General features: G+C 68.4%; 15 protein-coding genes. 8 read left to right on the top strand and 7 right to left on the bottom strand.

Going from position 1 to position 19926, the window contains the following annotated elements:
• Nucleotides 1-346: 346 nt before the first annotated feature.
• A complete protein-coding gene (locus ACEU5R_RS24120) occupies nucleotides 347-2020 on the bottom strand; it encodes a ShlB/FhaC/HecB family hemolysin secretion/activation protein (protein ID WP_392412179.1) in 1674 nt (557 codons plus the stop codon).
• Between the two features lie 381 nt (nucleotides 2021-2401).
• Here ACEU5R_RS24120 and ACEU5R_RS24115 point away from each other — a divergent pair, with 381 nt between their 5' ends.
• Together ACEU5R_RS24115 and ACEU5R_RS24110 are read left to right on the top strand one after the other, a co-directional pair.
• On the top strand, nucleotides 2402-3163 hold the full coding sequence (locus ACEU5R_RS24115) for a uracil-DNA glycosylase (RefSeq protein ID WP_392412177.1): 762 nt from the start codon (nucleotides 2402-2404) through the stop codon (nucleotides 3161-3163).
• A 276-nt stretch (nucleotides 3164-3439) separates the two neighbouring features.
• Nucleotides 3440-5047 (top strand): DEAD/DEAH box helicase, encoded by a 1608-nt coding sequence (locus ACEU5R_RS24110; RefSeq protein ID WP_392412175.1) that lies wholly within the window; start codon nucleotides 3440-3442, stop codon nucleotides 5045-5047.
• Between the two features lie 141 nt (nucleotides 5048-5188).
• Here the strand turns inward: ACEU5R_RS24110 and ACEU5R_RS24105 are convergent, their stop codons facing one another.
• From ACEU5R_RS24105 to ACEU5R_RS24090, 4 genes are all read right to left on the bottom strand, one after another.
• A complete protein-coding gene (locus ACEU5R_RS24105; protein WP_212321373.1) occupies nucleotides 5189-5998 on the bottom strand; it encodes an IclR family transcriptional regulator in 810 nt (269 codons plus the stop codon).
• Nucleotides 5999-6079: 81 nt separating this feature from the next.
• Complete coding sequence (locus ACEU5R_RS24100) at nucleotides 6080-7453, bottom strand: MFS transporter (protein WP_392412172.1); 1374 nt, start codon at nucleotides 7451-7453, stop codon at nucleotides 6080-6082.
• A gap of 92 nt (nucleotides 7454-7545) precedes the next feature.
• Entirely contained in the window at nucleotides 7546-8565 is a 1020-nt protein-coding gene (gene dmpG, locus ACEU5R_RS24095; protein ID WP_392412171.1) for a 4-hydroxy-2-oxovalerate aldolase, read from the bottom strand.
• Nucleotides 8566-8580: 15 nt separating this feature from the next.
• Nucleotides 8581-9537, bottom strand: coding sequence for an acetaldehyde dehydrogenase (acetylating) (locus ACEU5R_RS24090; protein WP_392412169.1), 957 nt, complete (start codon nucleotides 9535-9537; stop codon nucleotides 8581-8583).
• Between the two features lie 223 nt (nucleotides 9538-9760).
• On the opposite strand from ACEU5R_RS24090, the gene ACEU5R_RS24085 reads away from it, so the two are divergent.
• Entirely contained in the window at nucleotides 9761-10948 is a 1188-nt protein-coding gene (locus tag ACEU5R_RS24085; RefSeq protein WP_392412167.1) for a class I SAM-dependent methyltransferase, read from the top strand.
• Nucleotides 10949-11053: 105 nt separating this feature from the next.
• Here the strand turns inward: ACEU5R_RS24085 and ACEU5R_RS24080 are convergent, their stop codons facing one another.
• Both ACEU5R_RS24080 and ACEU5R_RS24075 read right to left on the bottom strand, forming a co-directional pair.
• Entirely contained in the window at nucleotides 11054-12166 is a 1113-nt protein-coding gene (locus ACEU5R_RS24080) for a CCA tRNA nucleotidyltransferase (RefSeq protein WP_392412165.1), read from the bottom strand.
• Nucleotides 12163-14289, bottom strand: a complete 2127-nt coding sequence (locus ACEU5R_RS24075) for a transglycosylase SLT domain-containing protein (RefSeq protein ID WP_392412163.1) — start codon at nucleotides 14287-14289, stop codon at nucleotides 12163-12165. The genes ACEU5R_RS24080 and ACEU5R_RS24075 overlap by 4 nt, the downstream gene beginning before the upstream one ends.
• Before the next feature lie 90 nt (nucleotides 14290-14379).
• Here ACEU5R_RS24075 and ACEU5R_RS24070 point away from each other — a divergent pair, with 90 nt between their 5' ends.
• The 5 genes from ACEU5R_RS24070 (at nucleotide 14380) to ACEU5R_RS24050 (ending at nucleotide 19701) form a co-directional block, all read left to right on the top strand.
• Nucleotides 14380-15054 carry a 5-formyltetrahydrofolate cyclo-ligase gene (locus ACEU5R_RS24070; protein WP_103271564.1) on the top strand — a complete coding sequence of 225 codons (675 nt, stop codon included), beginning with the start codon at nucleotides 14380-14382 and terminating at the stop codon, nucleotides 15052-15054.
• 491 nt (nucleotides 15055-15545) lie between these two features.
• The gene (locus tag ACEU5R_RS24065; protein WP_392412162.1) at nucleotides 15546-16976 is read left to right on the top strand and encodes a circularly permuted type 2 ATP-grasp protein; all 1431 of its coding nucleotides are present in this window, start codon (nucleotides 15546-15548) and stop codon (nucleotides 16974-16976) included.
• 3 nt (nucleotides 16977-16979) lie between these two features.
• Nucleotides 16980-17960, top strand: a complete 981-nt coding sequence (locus ACEU5R_RS24060) for an alpha-E domain-containing protein (RefSeq protein ID WP_103271566.1) — start codon at nucleotides 16980-16982, stop codon at nucleotides 17958-17960.
• Nucleotides 17961-17969: 9 nt separating this feature from the next.
• Nucleotides 17970-18773 (top strand): transglutaminase domain-containing protein, encoded by an 804-nt coding sequence (locus tag ACEU5R_RS24055; RefSeq protein WP_392412160.1) that lies wholly within the window; start codon nucleotides 17970-17972, stop codon nucleotides 18771-18773.
• Nucleotides 18774-18837: 64 nt separating this feature from the next.
• Complete coding sequence (locus ACEU5R_RS24050) at nucleotides 18838-19701, top strand: peptidase (RefSeq protein ID WP_392412158.1); 864 nt, start codon at nucleotides 18838-18840, stop codon at nucleotides 19699-19701.
• Nucleotides 19702-19926 lie beyond the last annotated feature (225 nt).

Genomic DNA, 19926 nt, shown 5'->3' with positions numbered 1-19926 from the left:
GTTGCTCGTGCCCACGATCGGCCGTTGGCCAGAAACGTTCTTGTCCACGCTGATCGGCAGCGTCTGCGCCAGCACGGGCGTCCAGATCTGGGTGTAGAGCACGAGCCAGACAATGGCGGAACGGAACTTGGACATGAGGCGACTCTCGGTAATCGTTTGGATGGCAAGCCGCCACTCGCGAGGCATGCGGCCCGCGAGCGACGGCCCCGCCGCGCCAGGCCCTCGACGCGGCCGCGGGCTAGCGGTCCGCGCCGGCATGGCCGGCGGCGAGCAATAACAACGCAACTGATACAGCTGATACCGCTGACACTGGACGCGGCGCGGGCAGGCCCGGCCGCGCTTCACGCTAGAACTCGAACATCAGCGACGCGGCGAACACGGTGTGCTGCGTCTTCAGGCTTTCTGGTTTCTTGAGCGGCCAACCCAGCGACAGGTCGTAGCTGGCGTTGACCGCATTGGCAAGACCGGGCATGGTCACGCGGCCGCGCAGGCCGGCGACGGAACCGACCAGGGTGCGGCCGGACAGGAACTGGGCCGACTGCCCGCCGACCCGGCCCACGTCCAATCCGACGTAAAGCTGCTGGCCCAGGTCGCCAAGATTCAGCGACAGGTCGTTGCGCAGGCTCCAGCCGTCTTCGGCGGCCAGCGTCATCTGGCCGTCGAAACCGCGCACCGCGTAGCGGTTGCCGATGGTGAAATAGTCGGACGGCACGATGGCCGTCCTGGCGTGCTGGATCTGCCAGTTGGCCTGATAGGCCAGCTGCTGGCCGGACAGCTTGAACGGCAGGTACAGCCCGGCGTTGGCCGTGAGGATGATGCTGCGTCCGTTCCAGTCGGGATCGCCGTAGACGTAGCCGGACTGGTTGGACCATTGCGGCAAGGTGCCGCGCACGCCGCCACCGATGTCCAGCGCGGCTTGGCCCACGTAGTGGCGATGCCCGTAGCTGAACTCGTAGCCGGTGACGTCGCGGCGCTGCACCTCGATGTCGATGTCGTTGATCGTGCTGTTGACCCGCTTGCGCAGCAGCTTGAACATCACGGTGCCCTTGTAGGTGCTGCCGCGATACGGCACCACGGACACGCCGATGTCCACCTGTTTGGTGGTGCCGGCATAGATGATGGGCTCGTCGAAACCCGCCACGGTCTGGCGATAGCGCGAGCGGCTGGCGCCGGCGAACAGCGTCCAGTAGCCGAAGGGAATGCTGTAGTTGACGGACCCGGCGCGCGTGGCGGCGTCGTCGCGCCCGAAGGCGGCGTTGCTGTTCCAGGAGACCGAGAACTGGTCGTACAGGAACAGCGGCGAATCCAGCGTCAGGCCGGCGTTGATCTGCTCCTTGCCGGTGGATTCCATGCCGGCGTTGTCGCCGCCGATATACGCGTGCCAGCGCTTGCCGGTGCCGGGCTTGATGACGATGTCGGAATCGCCCAGCTCGGGGCCCGGCGCCACGTCGATGGAGGCGTCGGCCTGGCTGCCCAGGCGGCGGATGTTCTCCAGGGCCTGGTCCAGGTCGCGCTGGTTCAGCTCGCCGCCCGGCCCGGTCGGCAAGGCGGTGCGCCACCAGCCGGCCGCGCCTTCGCTCTGCACCGCCGAGATGCGGCCCGGCACGTAGCGCAACGTCAGCGTGCCGGCCGCCAGCGATTGCTCGGGGACCAGCACGCGCGCGGTAACCCGGCCCTGGTCGATGAGCCGCGCGTGCAGGTGCTCTTGCAGGGTTTTGAGGCCCAGCCCGCCCACGCAGGGGCCGACGGCCGTGGCGGCCAGCTTGCGCAGGTCCGCCGGCGGCGCGGCACCATCCCATGTGACTTCGCGCAGGACGAAGCAGGGGCTTTCCTGGGGAAACACCAGCGGCCCTTCGCCGGCGGCCGGCGCCTCGGGCGCGGACAGGACGTCGGGCCGCTGCGCGGCGCGGGCGCGCTGCGCCTCCAGCTCCTGTTCCTGGCGGCGTTGGATTTCGCTGGCACGGGCGGCGGCTTCAGCGGGCGTCTGCTGCGCGGCCGAGGGGAAAGCAAGGAACGCCATCAATGCAGCCGACAGCGCCACTCGACGGAAACCCTTATGCCGGAGGGTTTTCCGCCTGATATGACGGGTACGCATTTGTTTCTTATTGAAATAAAAGCCGACTACGTTTTATTTGACGGAACTGCACCACCGGAACTTAAGGCCTGAATATGTCGAAAAATAAAAACTTTTGAATTAGTAATTGGCGACAATATCGGAAGTTGTATGTTTTTTATCATTTCTTACCAAGTTCGCACCCATTGGGCGGGAATTCGAATTGGTTACAACCTACCGGGAAGCACGGTGGAGTTCCATCGGACTGGTCTCAAAGTGCACTAGGGATAAACCCGAAGCAGCGCCACGTTCCGGAACGGTCCATGACCCTGTGCCACAATCGCGCCCATGCCCATGGACAACCGCCTGCTCCCCTCCGCCCTGGCCGCCCAGGCCGCCGAACTTCCCGCCGCATGGCAAGCCGCTTTCGCCGCGCGCGCCGTGGCTGACGCGCTGGCCGCCGTGACCGCTCATATAGAGCAACGCCTGGCCGACGGCGCGGTGGTCTATCCGGCCACGCCGTTCCGCGCGCTGCATGGGCTGGCGCCGTCGGACGTGCGGGTGGTGATCCTGGGCCAGGATCCGTACCATGGCCCAGGGCAGGCGCAGGGGCTGGCGTTCTCGGTGCCGGACGACTGCAAGCGGCCGCCCAGCCTGCGCAACATCTTCAATGAGATCGCCCAGGAATTCCCCGACACCCCCGTGCCGGCCGGCAATGACCTGAGCCCCTGGGCCGACCAGGGCGTGCTGCTGCTGAACACGGCGCTGACCGTGGAAGACGGCCAGCCCGCCTCGCACGCCAAGCGCGGCTGGGAAACAGTGACGGACGCGCTGATCGCGCTGGTGGCGCGCGACCCCTCGCCCAAGGCTTTCCTGCTGTGGGGCGCGCACGCCCAGGCCAAGCAGGCGTTGCTGCCCGGCAACAGCGGCCATCTGGTGCTGATGTCCAATCACCCCTCGCCGCTGTCGGCCCGCCGCCCGCCCGTGCCCTTCCTGGGCTGCGGCCATTTCGCGGCGACCAATCGCTGGCTGGTTGACCAAGGGAAAAACCCTATTGATTGGGTACTGGACAAAAAAATAATTCCCAGGCAAGGCGAATTCGGGTTATGATCGCCGCACTGCACAAAACGAGTTCGGCATCTACCGCGTTGATTTAGCGGATTTTTTTGCAGTCTGCCGGGCAGCCTCTCGCCCTGGCCCATGCCGAACATCATCGATTCCTGACCTCCTTTCCTTTCGCCCTGCGTTCCCGGCAGTTACATGGAACGCGTCACGCGCACGGTTGATTCGGTCGGCACGATGCTCCATCAACCGTCGCCCGGATCGCCGCCCCTACCTTCGGCCCGACCTGGCAATGCGCCGCTTTGACCGCGGCAAGGGAAAGTTATGTCTTTCGAAAACCTCGGCCTCGCGCCTGCCCTGTTGTCCGCCGTGCAAGACGCCGGCTTCAGCACCCCCACCGCCGTGCAGGCCGCCGCCATTCCCCAGGCCCTGGCCGGCCATGACCTGATGGTGTCCTCGCAGACGGGCAGCGGCAAGACCGCCGCCTTCATGCTGCCGGCGCTGCACCGCATCGCCCAGATGCCCGCCAACAAGGGCGTCGGCGTGCAAGTGCTGGTGCTGACCCCGACCCGCGAACTGGCCTTGCAGGTCACCGACGCCACCGCCACCTACGGCCGCAAGCTGGCCGACCTGCGCACCGCCACGGTCGTGGGCGGCATGCCTTACGGCGCGCAACTGAAGGCGCTGTCGCGCCGCGTGGACGTGCTGGTCGCCACCCCCGGCCGCCTGATCGATCACCTGAACGCCGGCCGCGTCAAACTGAACACCGTGCACACGCTGGTGCTGGACGAAGCCGACCGCATGCTGGACATGGGCTTCATCGAGGACATCGAGACCATCATCGGCCGCCTGCCGGAAAGCCGCCAGACGCTGCTGTTCTCGGCCACGCTGGACGGCACCGTGGCCAAGCTGGCCGCCCGCATGATGCGCGAACCGCAGCGCATCGAGATCGCCGGCGCCAAGGAAAAGCACACCAACATCACGCAAAGCCTGCTGTACGCGGACGACGCCAGCCACAAGATGCAGCTGCTGGACCACGTGCTGCGCGACGCCTCGCTGGATCAGGCCATCGTCTTCACGTCGACCAAGCGCGGCGCCGACGATCTGGCCGACCGCCTGGCCGACCAGGGCTTTGCCGCCGCCGCCCTGCACGGCGACATGAACCAGCGCCAGCGCACCCGCACCCTGACGCAACTGCAGCGCGGCCAGCTGCGCATCCTGGTGGCCACCGACGTGGCCGCCCGTGGCATCGACGTGCAAGGCATCAGCCACGCCGTGAACTTCGACCTGCCGATGCAGGCCGAGGACTACGTGCACCGCATCGGCCGCACCGGCCGCGCCGGCCGCAACGGCCTGGCCTACACGCTGGCCACGCACTCCGAGCGCCACAAGGTTCGCCGCATCGAGCACTACATCGGCCAGTCGATCACGCCCGAAGTCATCGCCGGCCTGGAACCCCAGCGCACGCCGCGTCCGTCCACCGGCGGCCCGCGCGGCGGCAAGCCCTTCGGCAAGCGCCCCGGCGGCGGCTACCAGGGCAACCGCGAAGGCGGTTACCGTGGCGACCGCGAAGCGCGTCCGTCGCGCCCGTTCGGTGACCGTCCCGCTTTCGGCGACCGTCCGCAACGTGAAGGCGGCTTCCGCGCCGAGCGTTCGTTCGGCGACCGCCCGCAGCGCGAAGGCGGCTTCCATGGCAAGCCCTCGTTCGGCGACCGTCCGCAACGCGAAGGCGGTTTCCGCGCCGAGCGCTCGTTCGGCGATCGCCCGCAACGCGAAGGCGGCTTCCGTGGCGGCGACCGCCCCAGCTTCAACGACCGCGCCAGCTTCGGCGACCGTCCGCAGCGCGAAGGCGGTTTCCACGGCAAGCCCTCGTTCGACAAGCGCGACGGCGGCAAGCGTTTCAGCAAGCCGGCAGGCGCGCGCCGCGGCTAAGCCCCGCTCGCGGGCGCGGCGCGAGCCGCGCCTCGCCAGCTGAAAAACACCCCAGGCATCGGATGCTTTCCGACGGCTGGGGTGTTTTGCTTTGGGACGCTGAATCCGGCGGCGCGCCGGCGACGCATGGCGCGATGCCGGCTATGCGCCGCCCGCGCCCAGCAGCATGCTGATCTTGCGGGCCACGCTTTGCACCAGGGGAATGATCTCGTGCATGCGCGCCTCGTCGGTGTAGGCGTCCGTGCTGGTCACGCTGATCGATGCGACGATGGCGCCGCTGGCATCGCGCACGGGCGTGCCCACGCAGCGGATGCCGTCGACGTTTTCAGCCAGGTCGAAGGTATAGCCCTTGGCCGCATAGACCGCCATCGCGGCCAGCCATTCATCCAGCGGCAGGCGTCCGCCCATGCCCTTGGCGGCTTCCTGTTCGTAGCGCTGTTTCCACGCGGCGGGCCCCTGGTCCAGGATCAGCGCCTTGCCCACGCTGGTGCTGCATACGGGCTTGCGGCCGCCAATGCGCGTGTTGACCTCGATGGGCCGCTGGCCGCCGATCTTGTCGAGATAGATGATGCCTTCATCTTCATCCAGCGCGGCCAGGTGCACGGTGTCCTGCGTCTGGGCGGCCAGCTCTTCGAGCAAGGGCCGCGCCGTCGTGGTGATGGCGGAGTCGCGGTAGGCCATGAAACCCAGCTCGACCAGCCGGCTGCCCAGTCGATAACCCTTGCGCGGCTCGAAGCGCAGATAGCGTATCTGCACCAGCGCCGAGGCCAGCCGGTGGGTGGTGCTGAAGGCGATGCCGGTCCGGTCGGAGATGTCCTGCACGCTGCGGCAGCCTTCGGCCACCGCGCTGACCACGTCGAGTCCTCGGAACAGGGTCTGGCTGGCAAGCGGCTTGGCTGTCTTGGCGGCCTTTTCGGCCTTGACGGTCTTGTCGACGGATTTTTCGGTCATGTGCTGAGCAGAGGGTGACGGAACGTGAGGCATCGACGGCCAGCGGCGCCGGCGGCGCCGATGCGACACGCGTCCTGCGCGTCACGTATCCAGCGGTTGCCCGGTACGGTCTTTGGTGAAGCCGACCGCGATCAGCGACACCGCGGCGCAAAGGACGATGAAGACCGCCACCGGGACATAGCTGCCATCATAGCGGGCCAGCAGGGCGGTGGCGATCAGCGGCATCGGCCCGCCGACCAGCGCCGCGCCCACCTGATAGCCGAGCGAAACGCCGGTATAGCGCACGTTCGGCGGAAAGCTCTCGGCGAAGAACGTGCCCAGCACGGAGCCGTAGGTGGACCAGATGATGGAAAAACCCAGCACCACGGCGGCCGTCGCGATCAGCGCCGAACCCTGGTTGAGCAGCCAGAAATACGGCAGCGCGTAGAGGGCGATCGCCACCGTGCCGCACGCGAACACCTTCTTGCGGCCAATGCGGTCCGACAGGGCGCCGAAGTACAGCATCACCGGCACAGCGATCAGCGCGGCCACCAGCACCACGTTCAGCGCCTGGACGCGCGGATAGCCCAGGCCCACCAGATACGAGATCGTGAAGGTGGCGAAGAGAAAGAAGGTGCTGGTCTCGACGAACTTGGCGCCGATGGCGATCAGCACGGCGCGCCAATGCCGGGTCAGCGTCTCCACCAGAGGCATCTTGCGCTCCCCGGCATTCTTGGGATTGTCCCGGGCTTCGGCGGCCACCTTGCGGAAGGACGGCGTTTCCTCGACCTTGTTGCGGATCCACATGCCGATCAGCACCAGCACGATGGACAGCACGAACGGAATGCGCCAGCCGTAGGACAGGAAGGCCTCCTCCGAGAACAGCGCGCTCAGGCCCGAGGTGGCGAAGTTGCCCAGCGCCAGGCCGAACAAGGCCCCGGTCTGGGGCACCGCGCCAAAGAAGCCGCGCTTGTGCGCCGGCGAGTACTCCACGGCCAGCAACACGCCGCCGCCCCATTCGCCGCCCAGCGCGAGTCCCTGCAGCAGGCGCAGCAGGGTCAGCAGGATGGGCGACCAGATGCCGATGCTGGCATAGGTCGGCGTCAGGCCGATGAGCACCGTGGACAGGCCCATGATGGACAGCGTGATCACCAGCGTCTTCTTGCGGCCGACGCGGTCCCCCACGTGCGCGAACACGATGCCGCCGATGGGACGGATCAGGAACGCCAGCGCGAACGAGGCCAGCGCCAGCAGCTGGCTGGTGACCGGATCGCTCGACGGAAAGAACAGCTTGCCAAAGACGATGGACGACATCGTTCCGTAGAGGAAGTAGTCATACCACTCGATGGTGCTGCCGACCGCGCTGCCGAACAGCGCGCGCCGGCGATCGGCCTCGCTGACCGTAACGGCTTCCGGACGGGCGTGACTGCCCGCCGGCCTGTTGCCCATGGCCGGGCCCGATTGTCTTGTCGACATGAAGTACCTTGCTTGTCTCGTTGATATTCAAATTGTGGGCATCCGCGCGGCGGCCGGAGCCGGCGCGCGGGTGCCAGGCGGCGCCTGGCGGATCAGGCGCGCTGCTTGAGGATGTCCAGCGCCACGTCGACGATCATGTCTTCCTGGCCGCCCACCATGCGGCGCTTGCCCAGCTCGACCAGGATGTCCACGGTCTTGAGCTGGTACTTGGCCGCCGCCGCCTCGGCATGGCGCAGGAACGAGCTGTACACGCCCGCGTAGCCCAACGCCAGCGTCTCGCGATCCACCCGCACCGGACGATCCTGCAGCGGACGGACGATGTCGTCGGCCGCGTCCATGAGCTTGTAGAGATCGGTGCCGTGGTTCCAGCCCATGCGGTCGATGGCGGCGATGAAGGCTTCCAGCGGCGCGTTGCCCGCGCCCGCGCCCATGCCGGCCAGGCTCGCGTCCACGCGGTCGCAGCCTTCCTCGACGGCAACGATGGAATTGGCCACGCCCAGGCTCAGGTTGTGGTGAGCGTGCATGCCGGTCTGCGTTTCGGGCTTGAGCATATCCTTGAAGGCGCGGAAGCGGTCCCGCACGTCCTGCATGCCGAGCGCGCCGCCGGAGTCCACCACGTAGCAGCAGGTCGCGCCGTAGCTTTCCATGAGCTTGGCTTGCCGCGCCAGCGCCTGCGGTTCGGTCATGTGGCTCATCATCAGGAAGCCGACGGCCTCCATGCCCAGATGGCGGGCGTACTCGATGTGCTGGCGCGAGACGTCGGCCTCGGTGCAATGCGTGGCCACGCGCACCACGCGCACGCCGGCGTCATAGGCGTTCTTCAGGTCGTGCACGGTGCCGATGCCGGGCAGCAACAGCGTGGCGATCCTGGCGTGCCTGACCTCGCTGGCCACGGCCTCGATCCATTCCAGGTCGGTGTGCGCGCCGAAGCCGTAGTTGAAGCTGGAGCCCTGCAGGCCGTCGCCGTGCGCGACCTCGATGGAATCGACCTTGGCCTCGTCGAGCGCCCGGGCGATGCGCCGGGCCTGTTCAACACTGTACTGGTGGCGGATGGCGTGGCTGCCGTCGCGCAGCGTCACGTCGGAGATATAGATTTTCTTGGCTTGGTTCATCGTCTGTCACCGCCCTCAAACAAGCGCCGCGGCCGCCAGCATGCGGCGGGCCATGTGTTCCGCGGTGCGCAGGCCTGCGCTGGTCATGATGTCCAGGTTGCCCGCATAAGCAGGCAGGTAATGGGCCGCGCCCTCGACTTCCAGGAAGATCGAGGTCTTCAGCCCGGTGAGCGCCTCGCCCACGCCGGGCAGGCGCACGGGCGTGTCGATGCGGTCGAACTGCACCTTCTGCTTCATGCGATAGCCGGGCACGTAGGCCTGCACGGCGGCGGCCATGTCCTCGACCGAACGCGCGATGGCGTCCTCGTTGGCCAGTTCGCTCAGCGTGTAGACGGTGTCGCGCATGATCAGCGGCGGCTCGGCCGGATTGAGCACGATGATGGCCTTGCCGCGCGTGGCGCCGCCCACCGCCTCGATGGCCTTGGACGTCGTTTCGGTGAACTCGTCGATATTGGCGCGCGTGCCGGGGCCCGCGCTCTTGCTGGAGATCGACGCCACGATTTCACCGTAGTGCACCCTGGCCACGCGCGATACGGCCGCGACCATCGGGATCGTGGCCTGGCCGCCGCAGGTCACCATGTTCACGTTCAAGGCGTCCAGGTGGTCCTCGCCGTTGACCACGGGAATGCAGTACGGGCCGATGGCGGCCGGCGTCAGGTCGACCATGCGGATGCCGGGCTTGAGCGCGCGCAGGAATGCGTCGTTCTTCACGTGGGCGCCGGCGCTGGTGGCATCGAACACGAAGTCGATGTCCTGGAAGACCGGCAGGCGCGCCAGGCCTTCGACCCCTTCATGCGTGGTGGCCACGCCCAGCCGCGCCGCGCGGGCCAGGCCGTCCGATTGCGGGTCGATGCCGACCATCGCTCCCATTTCGATGTGCTGGCCATGGCGCAGGATCTTGATCATCAAGTCCGTGCCGATGTTGCCGCTGCCGATGATGGCGGCCTTGAGTTTGCGTTGGGCTGTGGACACTTGGCTCCTTCCTTTCTCCGAACACCGTCGTGGGTTTCCTGTTTCCTTATTGGCCGGAGTGTAGGTAGGTTTTTTTAAATTATCAATATATAAGTATTGATCTCATATAGTGAGTATTTAGAGAGACCATCGCAGGACGACCTGCCGGTCCCCTGACAGTCTTGCCAGTACGGGCGCAGCCGCCCCCCGGCTAAAATTCCCGGATTCCTCACATGGCCGCTACATGCAACGCCCCGCTCCCGCCAATCTCCCGCCCCTGGATCCCGCCTCCCTCGAACACAGCGCCGCCGCCGCGGATCATCTGCGCGCGGCCATCCGGGCCGCTTCCGGCTGGCTGCCGTTCGACCACTGGATGGCGGAAGCGCTGTACGCGCCGGGGCTGGGCTACTACGCGGCCGGCAACGTCAAGCTGGCCGACCCGGCCGACGCCGCCGCGCTGCCGTCGGGCGACTTCGTCACCGCGCCGCAGCTCACGCCGCTGTTCGCGCGCACGCTGGCGCGCCAGGCCGCCGACGTGCTGGCGCAGACCGGCACGTCCGCCGTGCTGGAATTCGGCGCCGGCACCGGCGCGCTGGCCGAAGGCGTGCTGCGCGAGCTGGACGCGCTGGGCCAGACGCACGCCGAATACCTGATCCTGGAAGTGTCGGCCGACCTGCGCGCGGTCCAGGCAGAACGGCTGGCGCCCTTCGGTGCGCGCGTGCGCTGGCTGGACGCGCTGCCGACGTCCTTCTCGGGCTGCGTGCTAGCCAACGAAGTGCTGGACGCCATGCCGGTGTCGCTGTTCCGCTGGAGCGAGGACGCGACGCCGCTGGAACGCGGCGTGGCCTTGGGCGCGCACGACGAATTCGTCTGGGAAGACCGCCCGGCCAGCCCCGCGCTGGCGGCCGCGCTGGCCGGGCGCATGCCGGCCCTGCCCGGCTATGTATCCGAGATCAATCTGCAGGCCGAGGCCTGGATCGGCGCGATGGGCGGCTGGCTGGAACGCGGCGCGGCGCTGCTGATCGACTATGGCTTTCCGCGCAGCGAGTACTACCATCCGCAGCGCGCGGGCGGCACGCTGATGTGCCATCTGCGGCACCACGCCCATGGCGATCCCTTCACCGCGCCGGGCCTGCAGGACATCACCGCCCACGTGGACTTCACCGCCATGGCCGACGCCGCGCAGGCGGCGGGGCTGCAGGTGCTGGGCTATACCTCGCAGGCGCGCTTCCTGATGAACGCCGGCCTGATGGAGCTGCTGGCGCAGCTCGACCCCTCGGATGCGGCCGCCTATGCGCGCGCCGTCGCGCCGGTGCAGAAGCTGCTGTCGGAAGCCGAGATGGGCGAGCTGTTCAAGGTGCTGGCGGTGGGCCGTGGCATCACCGCGCCGCTGCGCGGCTTCGCGCGCGGCGACCGGCTCGGCAAGCTCTGAACCTGGGCGGCAACCCTGGAGAAGCCGCGCGCCACGCTGCGCGGCGGTTTGACGGCGCGTCCCGATCGTGAAGACGCGCCCCCGCCTTGAAGACGCCTCCCGGCCTCAGTTCGCCGGCGACGCCAGCGCTGCCAGGCTCGCCAGCCGGGCCTGCCTGACCCCTTCCTTGATGCGCGCCGGATCGCCCGCGCAGGCGCGCGCGATGGCGCCGGCGTCCACGCCGCGCGCCGCGTCCACGCGAGCCTGCCATGCAGCGTCATCAACGGTCCGCAGCACGGCGGCCGCCTGAATCAGATCCATGAAGCGTTCGGGCTTGCGCAACGCGTCGGCGCGCTCGATCAGCGCCAGCTGCGCATTCGCGCCGTCCTGTCGGTCGACCGCCTCCAGGCCGGACAGCATCTCCGGCAGCAGACGCGCGCAATCATTGCATTCGGTGGGCACACGCAGACGCCGGCCCAGGGCTTCGCGCTCGGGCGTCAGCCGGCACATCAGCGCATAGCGCGACGCCAGCGGCAGGCCCAGCGTGGCGGCCCGGTCCACGTCCGCGCCCACGGCCGCCGGCTCCCGCAATTCCGGCATCACCCGCGCCAGCGCGCCGGACTGGTGCAACACGTCCAGCATGCGCGACGGCTTGGCGGTCATGAGGCCGCGCGACAGTTCCTTCCACACGCGCTCGGCCACCAGCGCGTCGGCCTCGCCGGCCTCGACCATGCGGCGGCACAACGCCAGCGTCTCGGGCGCGATGCTGAAATCGGCGAAGCGCGCCGCGAAGCGGCCCAGCCGCAGGATGCGCACGGGGTCTTCCTCGAAGGCCTCGCCCACGTGGCGGAACACGCGCGCGCGCAGGTCGGCCTGGCCGCCCAGCGGGTCGACCAGCTCGCCATCGGGCTTGCGCGCAATGGCGTTGACGGTGAGATCGCGGCGGCGCAGATCGTCTTCCAGCGTCACGTCGACACCGGTATGGAAGGTGAAGCCCTTGTAGCCGTGGCCGGACTTGCGCTCGGTGCGGGCGAGCGCGTATTCCTCTTTGGTGCGCGGATGCAGGAACACCGGAAAATCGCCGCCCACGGGCATGAAGCCCCGGCGCGCCATATCCTCGGGCGTGGCGCCGACCACGACCCAGTCCTGATCGCCGGCCGGCAGGCCCAGCAGAGCGTCGCGCACCGCGCCGCCCACGATATACACCTGCAGGCCCTGGGTTGCGGGGTCCTGCGTCATGGCAGCGTGGTGCTTTCGGCGCCCAGGGGCACGACCTTGCCCAGCCGCTCCTTCAGGGATTGAGGCTGGCCGCTGAACATGGCCGCGTAATAGACGGAGTTCGACATCACGTTCTTGACGTAGGTGCGCGTCTCGTTGAACGGGATGGTCTCGGCGAAGATCGCGCCCTCGACCGGATGCGTGAAGGTGGAACGCCAGTTGTGCGGCCGCCGCGGGCCGGCGTTGTAGCCGGCGCTGGCCAGCATCTGCGAACCGTCCAGATCGCGCAGCACCATGTTCAGATAGTTGGTGCCCAGCTCGGTGTTGGTGTCGAAATCGTTGACGCTGGCGGGCGTGAAATCGGTCATGCCGATCTTGCCCGCGACCCATTTTGCGGTCGCCGGCATCAGCTGCATCAGGCCCGACGCGCCCACATGCGAGCGCGCGTCCATGATGAAGCGCGATTCCTGGCGGATCAGGCCGTAGACCCAGGCCGGGTCCAGCGCGATGGCGTTGGCCTTGGCCGTGACGCGGCCCTCGAAGGGCGCGATGAAGCGCTGGCTGAAATCGAATTCCTTCTCGGTGCGGTCCGAGGTGTTGACCACACGGTCGTAGATGTTCTCGGCGCGCGCCAGCTCGGCGGCCGCCATCAGCTGGCGGTCGCTCATGCCGCGCAGCGCGAAGTTCCATTCAGGCACGGCCTCGGCGCGCCAGCCCAGCCGGAACAGCTGCACGGCACGGCGCAAGCCAGGGTTGGCGCGCGCCTCGGCGATCTCGGCGTCGGTGATCGGCGCGGGACGCGGCGGCACCGTGATGCGGCGGCCCAGTTCCTCGGCGGCCAGCTGGCCGTAAAAGTCGAAGCGGTCGGCGATGCTGGCGTAGGCGGCCTGGGCCTGGTCCTTGCGGCCGGTGGCGGCCAGGCCGCGCGCCTTCCAGTAGACCCAGGAGGTGTCGGCGCGCTGGGTCGGCGGCATCTCGTCGATGGACTCGATGACCCACTTCCAGTCGATCTTGGGCTGGCGCAGCGCCGCCCGCACCTTCCAGCCAGCGTTGTACTCGGTCATGCGGATATGGCCGGCCTCGTGGTACCAATCGTTGGCGCGGCTGTCCAGGTTCAGCGCGGCGGCCAGCGCGTACTGGCCGCGCACCCAGGCGAGATTGGACTTGGCCATGGACTTGGCCCATTCGCGGCGCAGGTAGGAATCGGCCACGCTGACGTCGGAGCGGGCCAGGCGCGCCAGCGCGATGGTCACCAGCTCTTTCTCGTTGCGGCCCACCGGCAGGCGGTCCTGCCGGGTGAGCCACTTCATCGGATCCTTGATGAGCAGGTCGTAGGTCTTCTGGTCGCGCGGCTCGAACATGTACTGCACGAACTTGCGCGCGTCGGTGGTCTTGTTGGCCTCGATGGCGTCGCGCAGCTGCGGTTCAAGCTCGTCCCAGCCCAGGACGCGATCGGCCACCAGCTGGTCGTACAGGCCCCAACAGGCGGTGCCGGGCTGGAACACGGCCATGGCCTGGGCGGCGGTGGCGCGCTGACCGCTCATGTGCTTGGCGTCGAGGATCGCGCATTCGATCTGCGCGTTGCTGTTCTTCACCGGCGCCAGCTTGCGCACGGTGTCGAAATCGCCGCTGCGGGCGGCGGCCAGCAGCCAGTCGCCGCGCAGGCGGTCGGCCAGGTAGGCGTCGGGGTTGCCGCTGATGAAGCGCTGCAGGTCGGCGTTGGGCCGCCCGCCGGCCGGCGGCGACCACAGCTGGTAACGCAGCAGCCAGTATTCCGGGTACATGCCCAGCGGGTCGGACTTGGCCTGGGGCACCAACGCGCCCAGCACCGACCACTGCTTGCGGTTCATGGCCTCGCGCGCGGCCTGGACGGCGGCCAGCGCGGGCGTGTCGTTGGTGGGCGGCAGGCCGGCCAGCACGGCCGGCGGCACGGCGATGGCGGGCTGCGACGCCTGGGCGACGGGCTGGGGTTGCGGATTGACCGAGGCGCTGCGCTGCTGCGCGTCGACCGGCGCGCAGGCGGCGGTGAACAACGCCAGCAGCGGCAGCCAGCGGCGCAGGCCGGCGCCGGCCGGCGCCGCGTCGGCGGCGGACGCCGGCCGCGCGGATTTCTGATACCGTCCGGATTGCAGGGCGTGTGCCATGGGTGTCTTCCTCACGTGCCAGCCTTGTTCTGCGCCTGGTCGCAGGCCTGCATTCTTGCTTTCATTTTCCACCCTCGTTACCGCTACCGCATGACTACGCAAAATACTCCAGAGGATACCGCAGTCCCGCTGCGCGCGCGATTGCGCCAACTGCGCGCCGACATGCCGGAAAACCAGCGCAGCCGTGGCGGTCTGCTGATGCGCGCAAGGCTGTTCACTTGGCTGAACGCCGCCCGCGACGAAGCGGTCAAGGCGGGCCGCCGCGCGCCCTCCATCGTGGCCGCGTTCTGGCCCATGGAGGACGAACCCGACCTGCGCCCGCTGCTCGAGCAATGGGTGGAAGCCGGCATCACCGTGGTGCTGCCGGTGGTGCGCGAACGCAACGCCCCGCTGGCCTTCCTGCCCTGGACGCCGGACGCCCCCATGCGCAGCGGCGCTTACGGCATCCAGGAACCCGCCGCGGGCGACGAACTGCCGCCCGACGTGGTGCTGGCGCCCACGCTCGGCTTTACCCAGTTTGGCGACCGCGTGGGTTACGGCGGCGGCTACTACGACCGCACGCTGGCCGCGCTGCGCGACGGCGGCCAGCCCTTCACCGCCATCGGCATCGCCTGGAGCTGCGGCGAGCTGGACGCCGACTACGAGCCGGCCGAACACGACTACCCGCTGGACGCCATCCTGACCGAGGACGGCTGGGTGCCCGAGGCGCCGCTGTCGCAACCCGGCAAGGGCGGCAAGACGCTGTTTTCCTATCGACTCGGCTGAACCTGGCCCCGCCCCCCGGGGCCGCGCCGCGCACCATTTCCGCCCGGCGTTCTTGCACCAAAACAGTGCGGTCTGTAACATGAGCCGCTGACAGGCCCGCAAAACGCGGCCTGCGCCGCCCTGATCGCTTCGGTGAGCGCTCACTGATCGAGCGGCATCGAGCCCCCTGCCAGCCCGGCCGCAACCCCCGGCCGCCGTCCACTCCACCCAGGCCAGCAGCGCCAAGCGCCCTGGTCCAGCCTGTTCCCCTTCCCTGGCGGCGCCATCGTCCGCCAGCCCTCGCAACCTGCCGCCGGCCGCCCTCGCGCGCCCACAGGCGGCGCCCTGCCCCTTTTCCCTGCGGCATCCATCGCGACGGGGATAGCCAACAACCGCCCGGCGGAGGATAGTGTTTCCGCAGGGACCGTCCGCGCGCCGGCCAGCCTGGCACGCGGGTTGCTTGTTATCAGGACCGGCTTCGAGCCGGCCCCAGCACTTGCATCGGAGGAGCCATGAAGGACAGACCCGCCCGCCCCCCCGCCTATGACGAAATGCGCGACAGCGCCGGCGGCATACGCTCCCACTACGAAGCGTTCGAACGCTGGCACGGCGAGCAGTCGGCCGAGTCCATGGCCGTGCGCCGGCTGGAAGCGGACCTGAGCTTTCGCCGCGTCGGCATCACTTTCTCGGTGGCCGGCGACGCCGCCGGCACAGAACGACTGATCCCGTTCGACCTGATCCCCCGCGTCATCCCCGCCGACGAATGGCGCCGGCTCGACGCCGGCCTGAAACAGCGCGTGCGCGCGCTGAACATGTTCATCCACGACATCTACCACGGCCACGACATCGTGCGCGCCGGGGTGGTGCCGGCCGAGCAGGTCTTCCTGAACGCGCAATACCGGCCCGAGATGCAGGACGTGGACGTGGCCGAGGATATCTACTGCCATATCGCCGGCGTCGACATCGTGCGCGCCGGCGCGGGCGAGTTCTACGTGCTGGAAGACAACCTGCGCGTGCCCTCGGGCGTGTCCTACATGCTGGAGAACCGCAAGATGTCGATGCGGCTGATGCCCGACGCCTTCGGCCGCATCAAGGTCGAACCCGTGGCGCATTACCCCGACCTGCTGCTGGACAATCTGCGCGAGGTCGCGCCGCACGGCGGCGACGCGCCCACCGTGGTCGTGCTGACGCCGGGCATGTACAACTCGGCCTATTTCGAGCACGCCTTCCTGGCGCAGCAGATGGGCGTGGAGCTGGTCGAGGGCCAGGATCTGTTCGTCGAACAGAACACGGTCTACATGCGCACCACGCAGGGCCCGCGCAAGGTGGACGTGATCTACCGCCGGCTGGACGACGATTTCCTGGACCCGCTGTCGTTCCGCGCTGATTCAGCGCTGGGCGTGCCGGGCCTGCTGTCGGTCTACCGCGCCGGCCGCGTCACGCTGGCCAACGCCATCGGCACCGGCATCGCCGACGACAAGTCCACCTACCTGTACGTGCCGGACATGATCCGCTTCTACCTGGGCCAGGAACCGATCCTGTCGAACGTGCCCACCTGGCGCTGCGCGCGGCCCGACGAGCTGTCGCACGTGCTGGACCGCATGCACGAGCTGGTGGTCAAGGAGGTGCATGGCGCGGGCGGCTACGGCATGCTGGTCGGGCCGTCGGCCACGCGCACCGAGGTCGAGGCCTTCAAGGACCGCGTGCGCGCCAACCCCGCCAATTACATCGCCCAGCCGACGCTGGCGCTGTCCACCGTGCCCACCTACGTCGAGTCCGGCGTGGCGCCGCGCCACGTCGACCTACGCCCCTACGTGCTGTGCGGCAAGGACATCCGCACGGTGCCAGGCGGACTGTGCCGCGTAGCGCTGACCGAAGGCTCGCTGGTGGTCAACAGCAGCCAGGGCGGCGGCACCAAGGATACGTGGGTACTGGAGGACTGAACCATGCTGAGCCGAACCGCCGACAACCTGTTCTGGATGTGCCGCTACACCGAGCGCGCCGAGAACACGGCCCGCATGCTGGACGTGAACCTGCAGATGTCGCTGCTGCCGCAGGACGCGCAGGCGCGCGAGGGCTCGTGGCTGGCCGTGCTGCGCATCTCCGAGCTGCAGGGCCTGTACCGCGCCCGGCACGCCGCCATCTCGCCGCACGACGTGCTGCACTTCATGGTGCGCGACGCCGACAATCCCTCGTCCATCTATTCCTGCGTGCACGCCGCCCGCGAGAACGCGCGCGCCGTGCGCGGCAGCCTGACCACCGAGGTCTGGGAAACCTACAACACCACCTGGCTGGAACTGCAGAAGCACCTGCACACCGGCCTGCTGGAACGCAATCCGGGCGAGTTCTTCGAATGGATGAAGTTCCGCTCGCACCTGGCGCGCGGCGTCACCATCGGCACCATGCTGGAAGACGAAGCGCTGTATTTCATGCGCATCGGCATGCACCTGGAACGCGCCGACAACACCGCGCGCATGCTGGACGTGAAGTTCCACGAACGCGGCGGCAACGGCCACGCCGGCGAGGCGCGCAACGACGCCGCCGCGCCGCCGACGGCCGCGCAAAGCGAGTTCTACCGCTGGTCGGCGCTGCTCAGCTCGGTGTCGGGCCTGGAGATCTACCGCAAGGTCTACCGCGACGTGATCACGCCCGACCGCGTGGCCGAGCTGCTGATCCTTCGGCCGGACATGCCGCGCTCGCTGCTGGCCGCGATCCACTCGCTGTCCGACGACCTGGCGCGCGTGGCCAACCAGCGCTCGGCGGAAACGCAGCGCCGCACCGGAATGCTGCGCGCGGAACTGCAATACGGGCGCGTCGAGGACATCCTGGCCAGCGGACTGCACCAGTACCTGGAGCACTTCCTGGACCGCATCAACGATCTCGGCAACCGCATCAGCCAGGACTTCCTGGTGCCCTTGTCGGCGTAGGAGCGCAGCATGAAACAGATCATCACCCACGTGACCCATTACCGCTACACCGCGCCGGTGACCTACAGCATCCAGACGCTGCGCCTCACGCCGCGCGACGACGAGCACCAGCGCGTGCTGCGCTGGCATATCGAGGCGCCCGGCGCGCTGGAGCGGCAAGTGGACGCCTACGGCAACATCACCCATACCCTGACGCTGAACGGCCCGCACACCGACATTGAACTGCGCGTAGTCGGACAGGTGGTGGTGGGCGCGCTCGCGCGCGGCGCGCTGGGCGGCGAGGACAGCCGGCTGCCGGTGCATGCCTACTGTGTGCAGACGGCGCTGACCCAGGCCGACGAGACCATCCTGGCCTTCACCCGCCACGCGCTGCCCGACGGCCTGAACACGCCCGACGACGCGCTGGCGCTGGCGCGCGCCATCTGCGACCGCGTAGCGTATGAGCCCGGCATGACCGACGTGACCACCGCGGCCAACCAGGTGCTGGCCATGGGCCACGGCGTCTGCCAGGACCACGCCCACCTGTTCCTGGCCTGCGCGCGCGGCCTGGGCGTGCCCGCGCGCTACGTCAGCGGGTATCTGTACACCACCGCCGAGCACGCCGCCAGCCACGCCTGGGCCGACATCTGGCTGCCGGGCGCGGGCTGGACCAGCGTGGACATCACCAACCGCCAGTTCGCCTCGGAATGCCATTGCCGGCTGGCCGTGGCGCGCGACTACGACTCGGCCTCGCCGGTGCGCGGCGTGCGCAATGGCGGCGGCGAGGAGTCCATGGAAGTCACCGTGCAGGTGCAGACCGCGGCGCAGCAATGACCCCCGCCGTGCACGCGGGCCGCGCCGCACTACAATGCGGCGTGGCTTTTCCCCTGCTCCGATCATGACCTACTGCGTCGCCGCCCGCCTGAACGCCGGCCTGGTTTTCCTGTCCGACTCCCGCACCAACGCGGGGGTGGACCAGATCAGCGTCTACCGCAAGATGACCGTCTTCGAACGCCCCGGCGAACGCGTGATGGTCCTGATGACCGCCGGCAACCTGGCCGTCAGCCAGGCCGTGCTGGACGGCCTGGCCCGCCAGCAGCAGGAAGGCGGCGAAACGCTGTGGAACGCGCCCGATATGTTCGAGGCCGCGCGCCGCATCGGCAACGCCGTGCGCGAGGTCTACCGCCGCGAGGCCGACGCGCTGCGCGAGCAGGGCGTGGACTTCAACGTCAGCCTGATTTTCGGGGGCCAGATCGGCGCCGAACGCTGCCGGCTGTTCCAGATCTACGCCGCCGGCAACTTCATCGAGGCTGGCGAGGAATGCCCGTACTTCCAGATCGGCGAGGCCAAGTACGGCAAGCCCATCCTGGACCGTGTGCTGCAACCCGATACGCCGCTGGACGAGGCCGCCAAGTGCGCGCTGATCTCCATGGATTCCACGCTGCGCTCGAACATCTCGGTCGGCCTGCCACTGGACCTGCTGGTCTACGACACCGGCACGCTGCGCGTCACGCACTTCGCCAGCATCGACGAGCACAACGAATACTTCCGCATGATCCGCGGCACCTGGGGCGAACGCCTGCGCCAGGTCTTCGCCGAAATCCCCGACCCGCTGTGGACCAACCCCGAGTCGCCCGACTCCCTGGTGCCCGCCAGCCGCGTGCACCAGCCCAAGCGGGTCGACCCCATGGACGTGCCGCAGGAAAGCTACCCGGCGCCGCAGGTGCTGGCCGAGGGGCCGGGGTCGGATCAGTTGAACTAGAGACTGCGCATGTTCGCTTGTACGCAATTCCGGGCTGTCCTACACTGCGGCCAACGCATGTGAATTTCACGTGCCCACCATCCGAGGCCCGTATGCAAGCAATTGCTGCGGGCTTTCGTGTTTCTGGCGCCAACGCTGGCCGCCCTGCTGAGCCTGCCCCGCTTGCGAAATGCCATGAAAAAAGCCGGCATGCGCCGGCTTTCTTCATGTATCGCTTGCCCGAAC

This window comes from Achromobacter sp. 413638 (assembly GCF_043119405.1).
Classification (GTDB): Bacteria; Pseudomonadota; Gammaproteobacteria; order Burkholderiales; family Burkholderiaceae_B; genus Achromobacter.
Note: the sequence above shows the minus strand (reverse complement) of the source record. Positions and strands in the feature narration are given on the sequence as shown.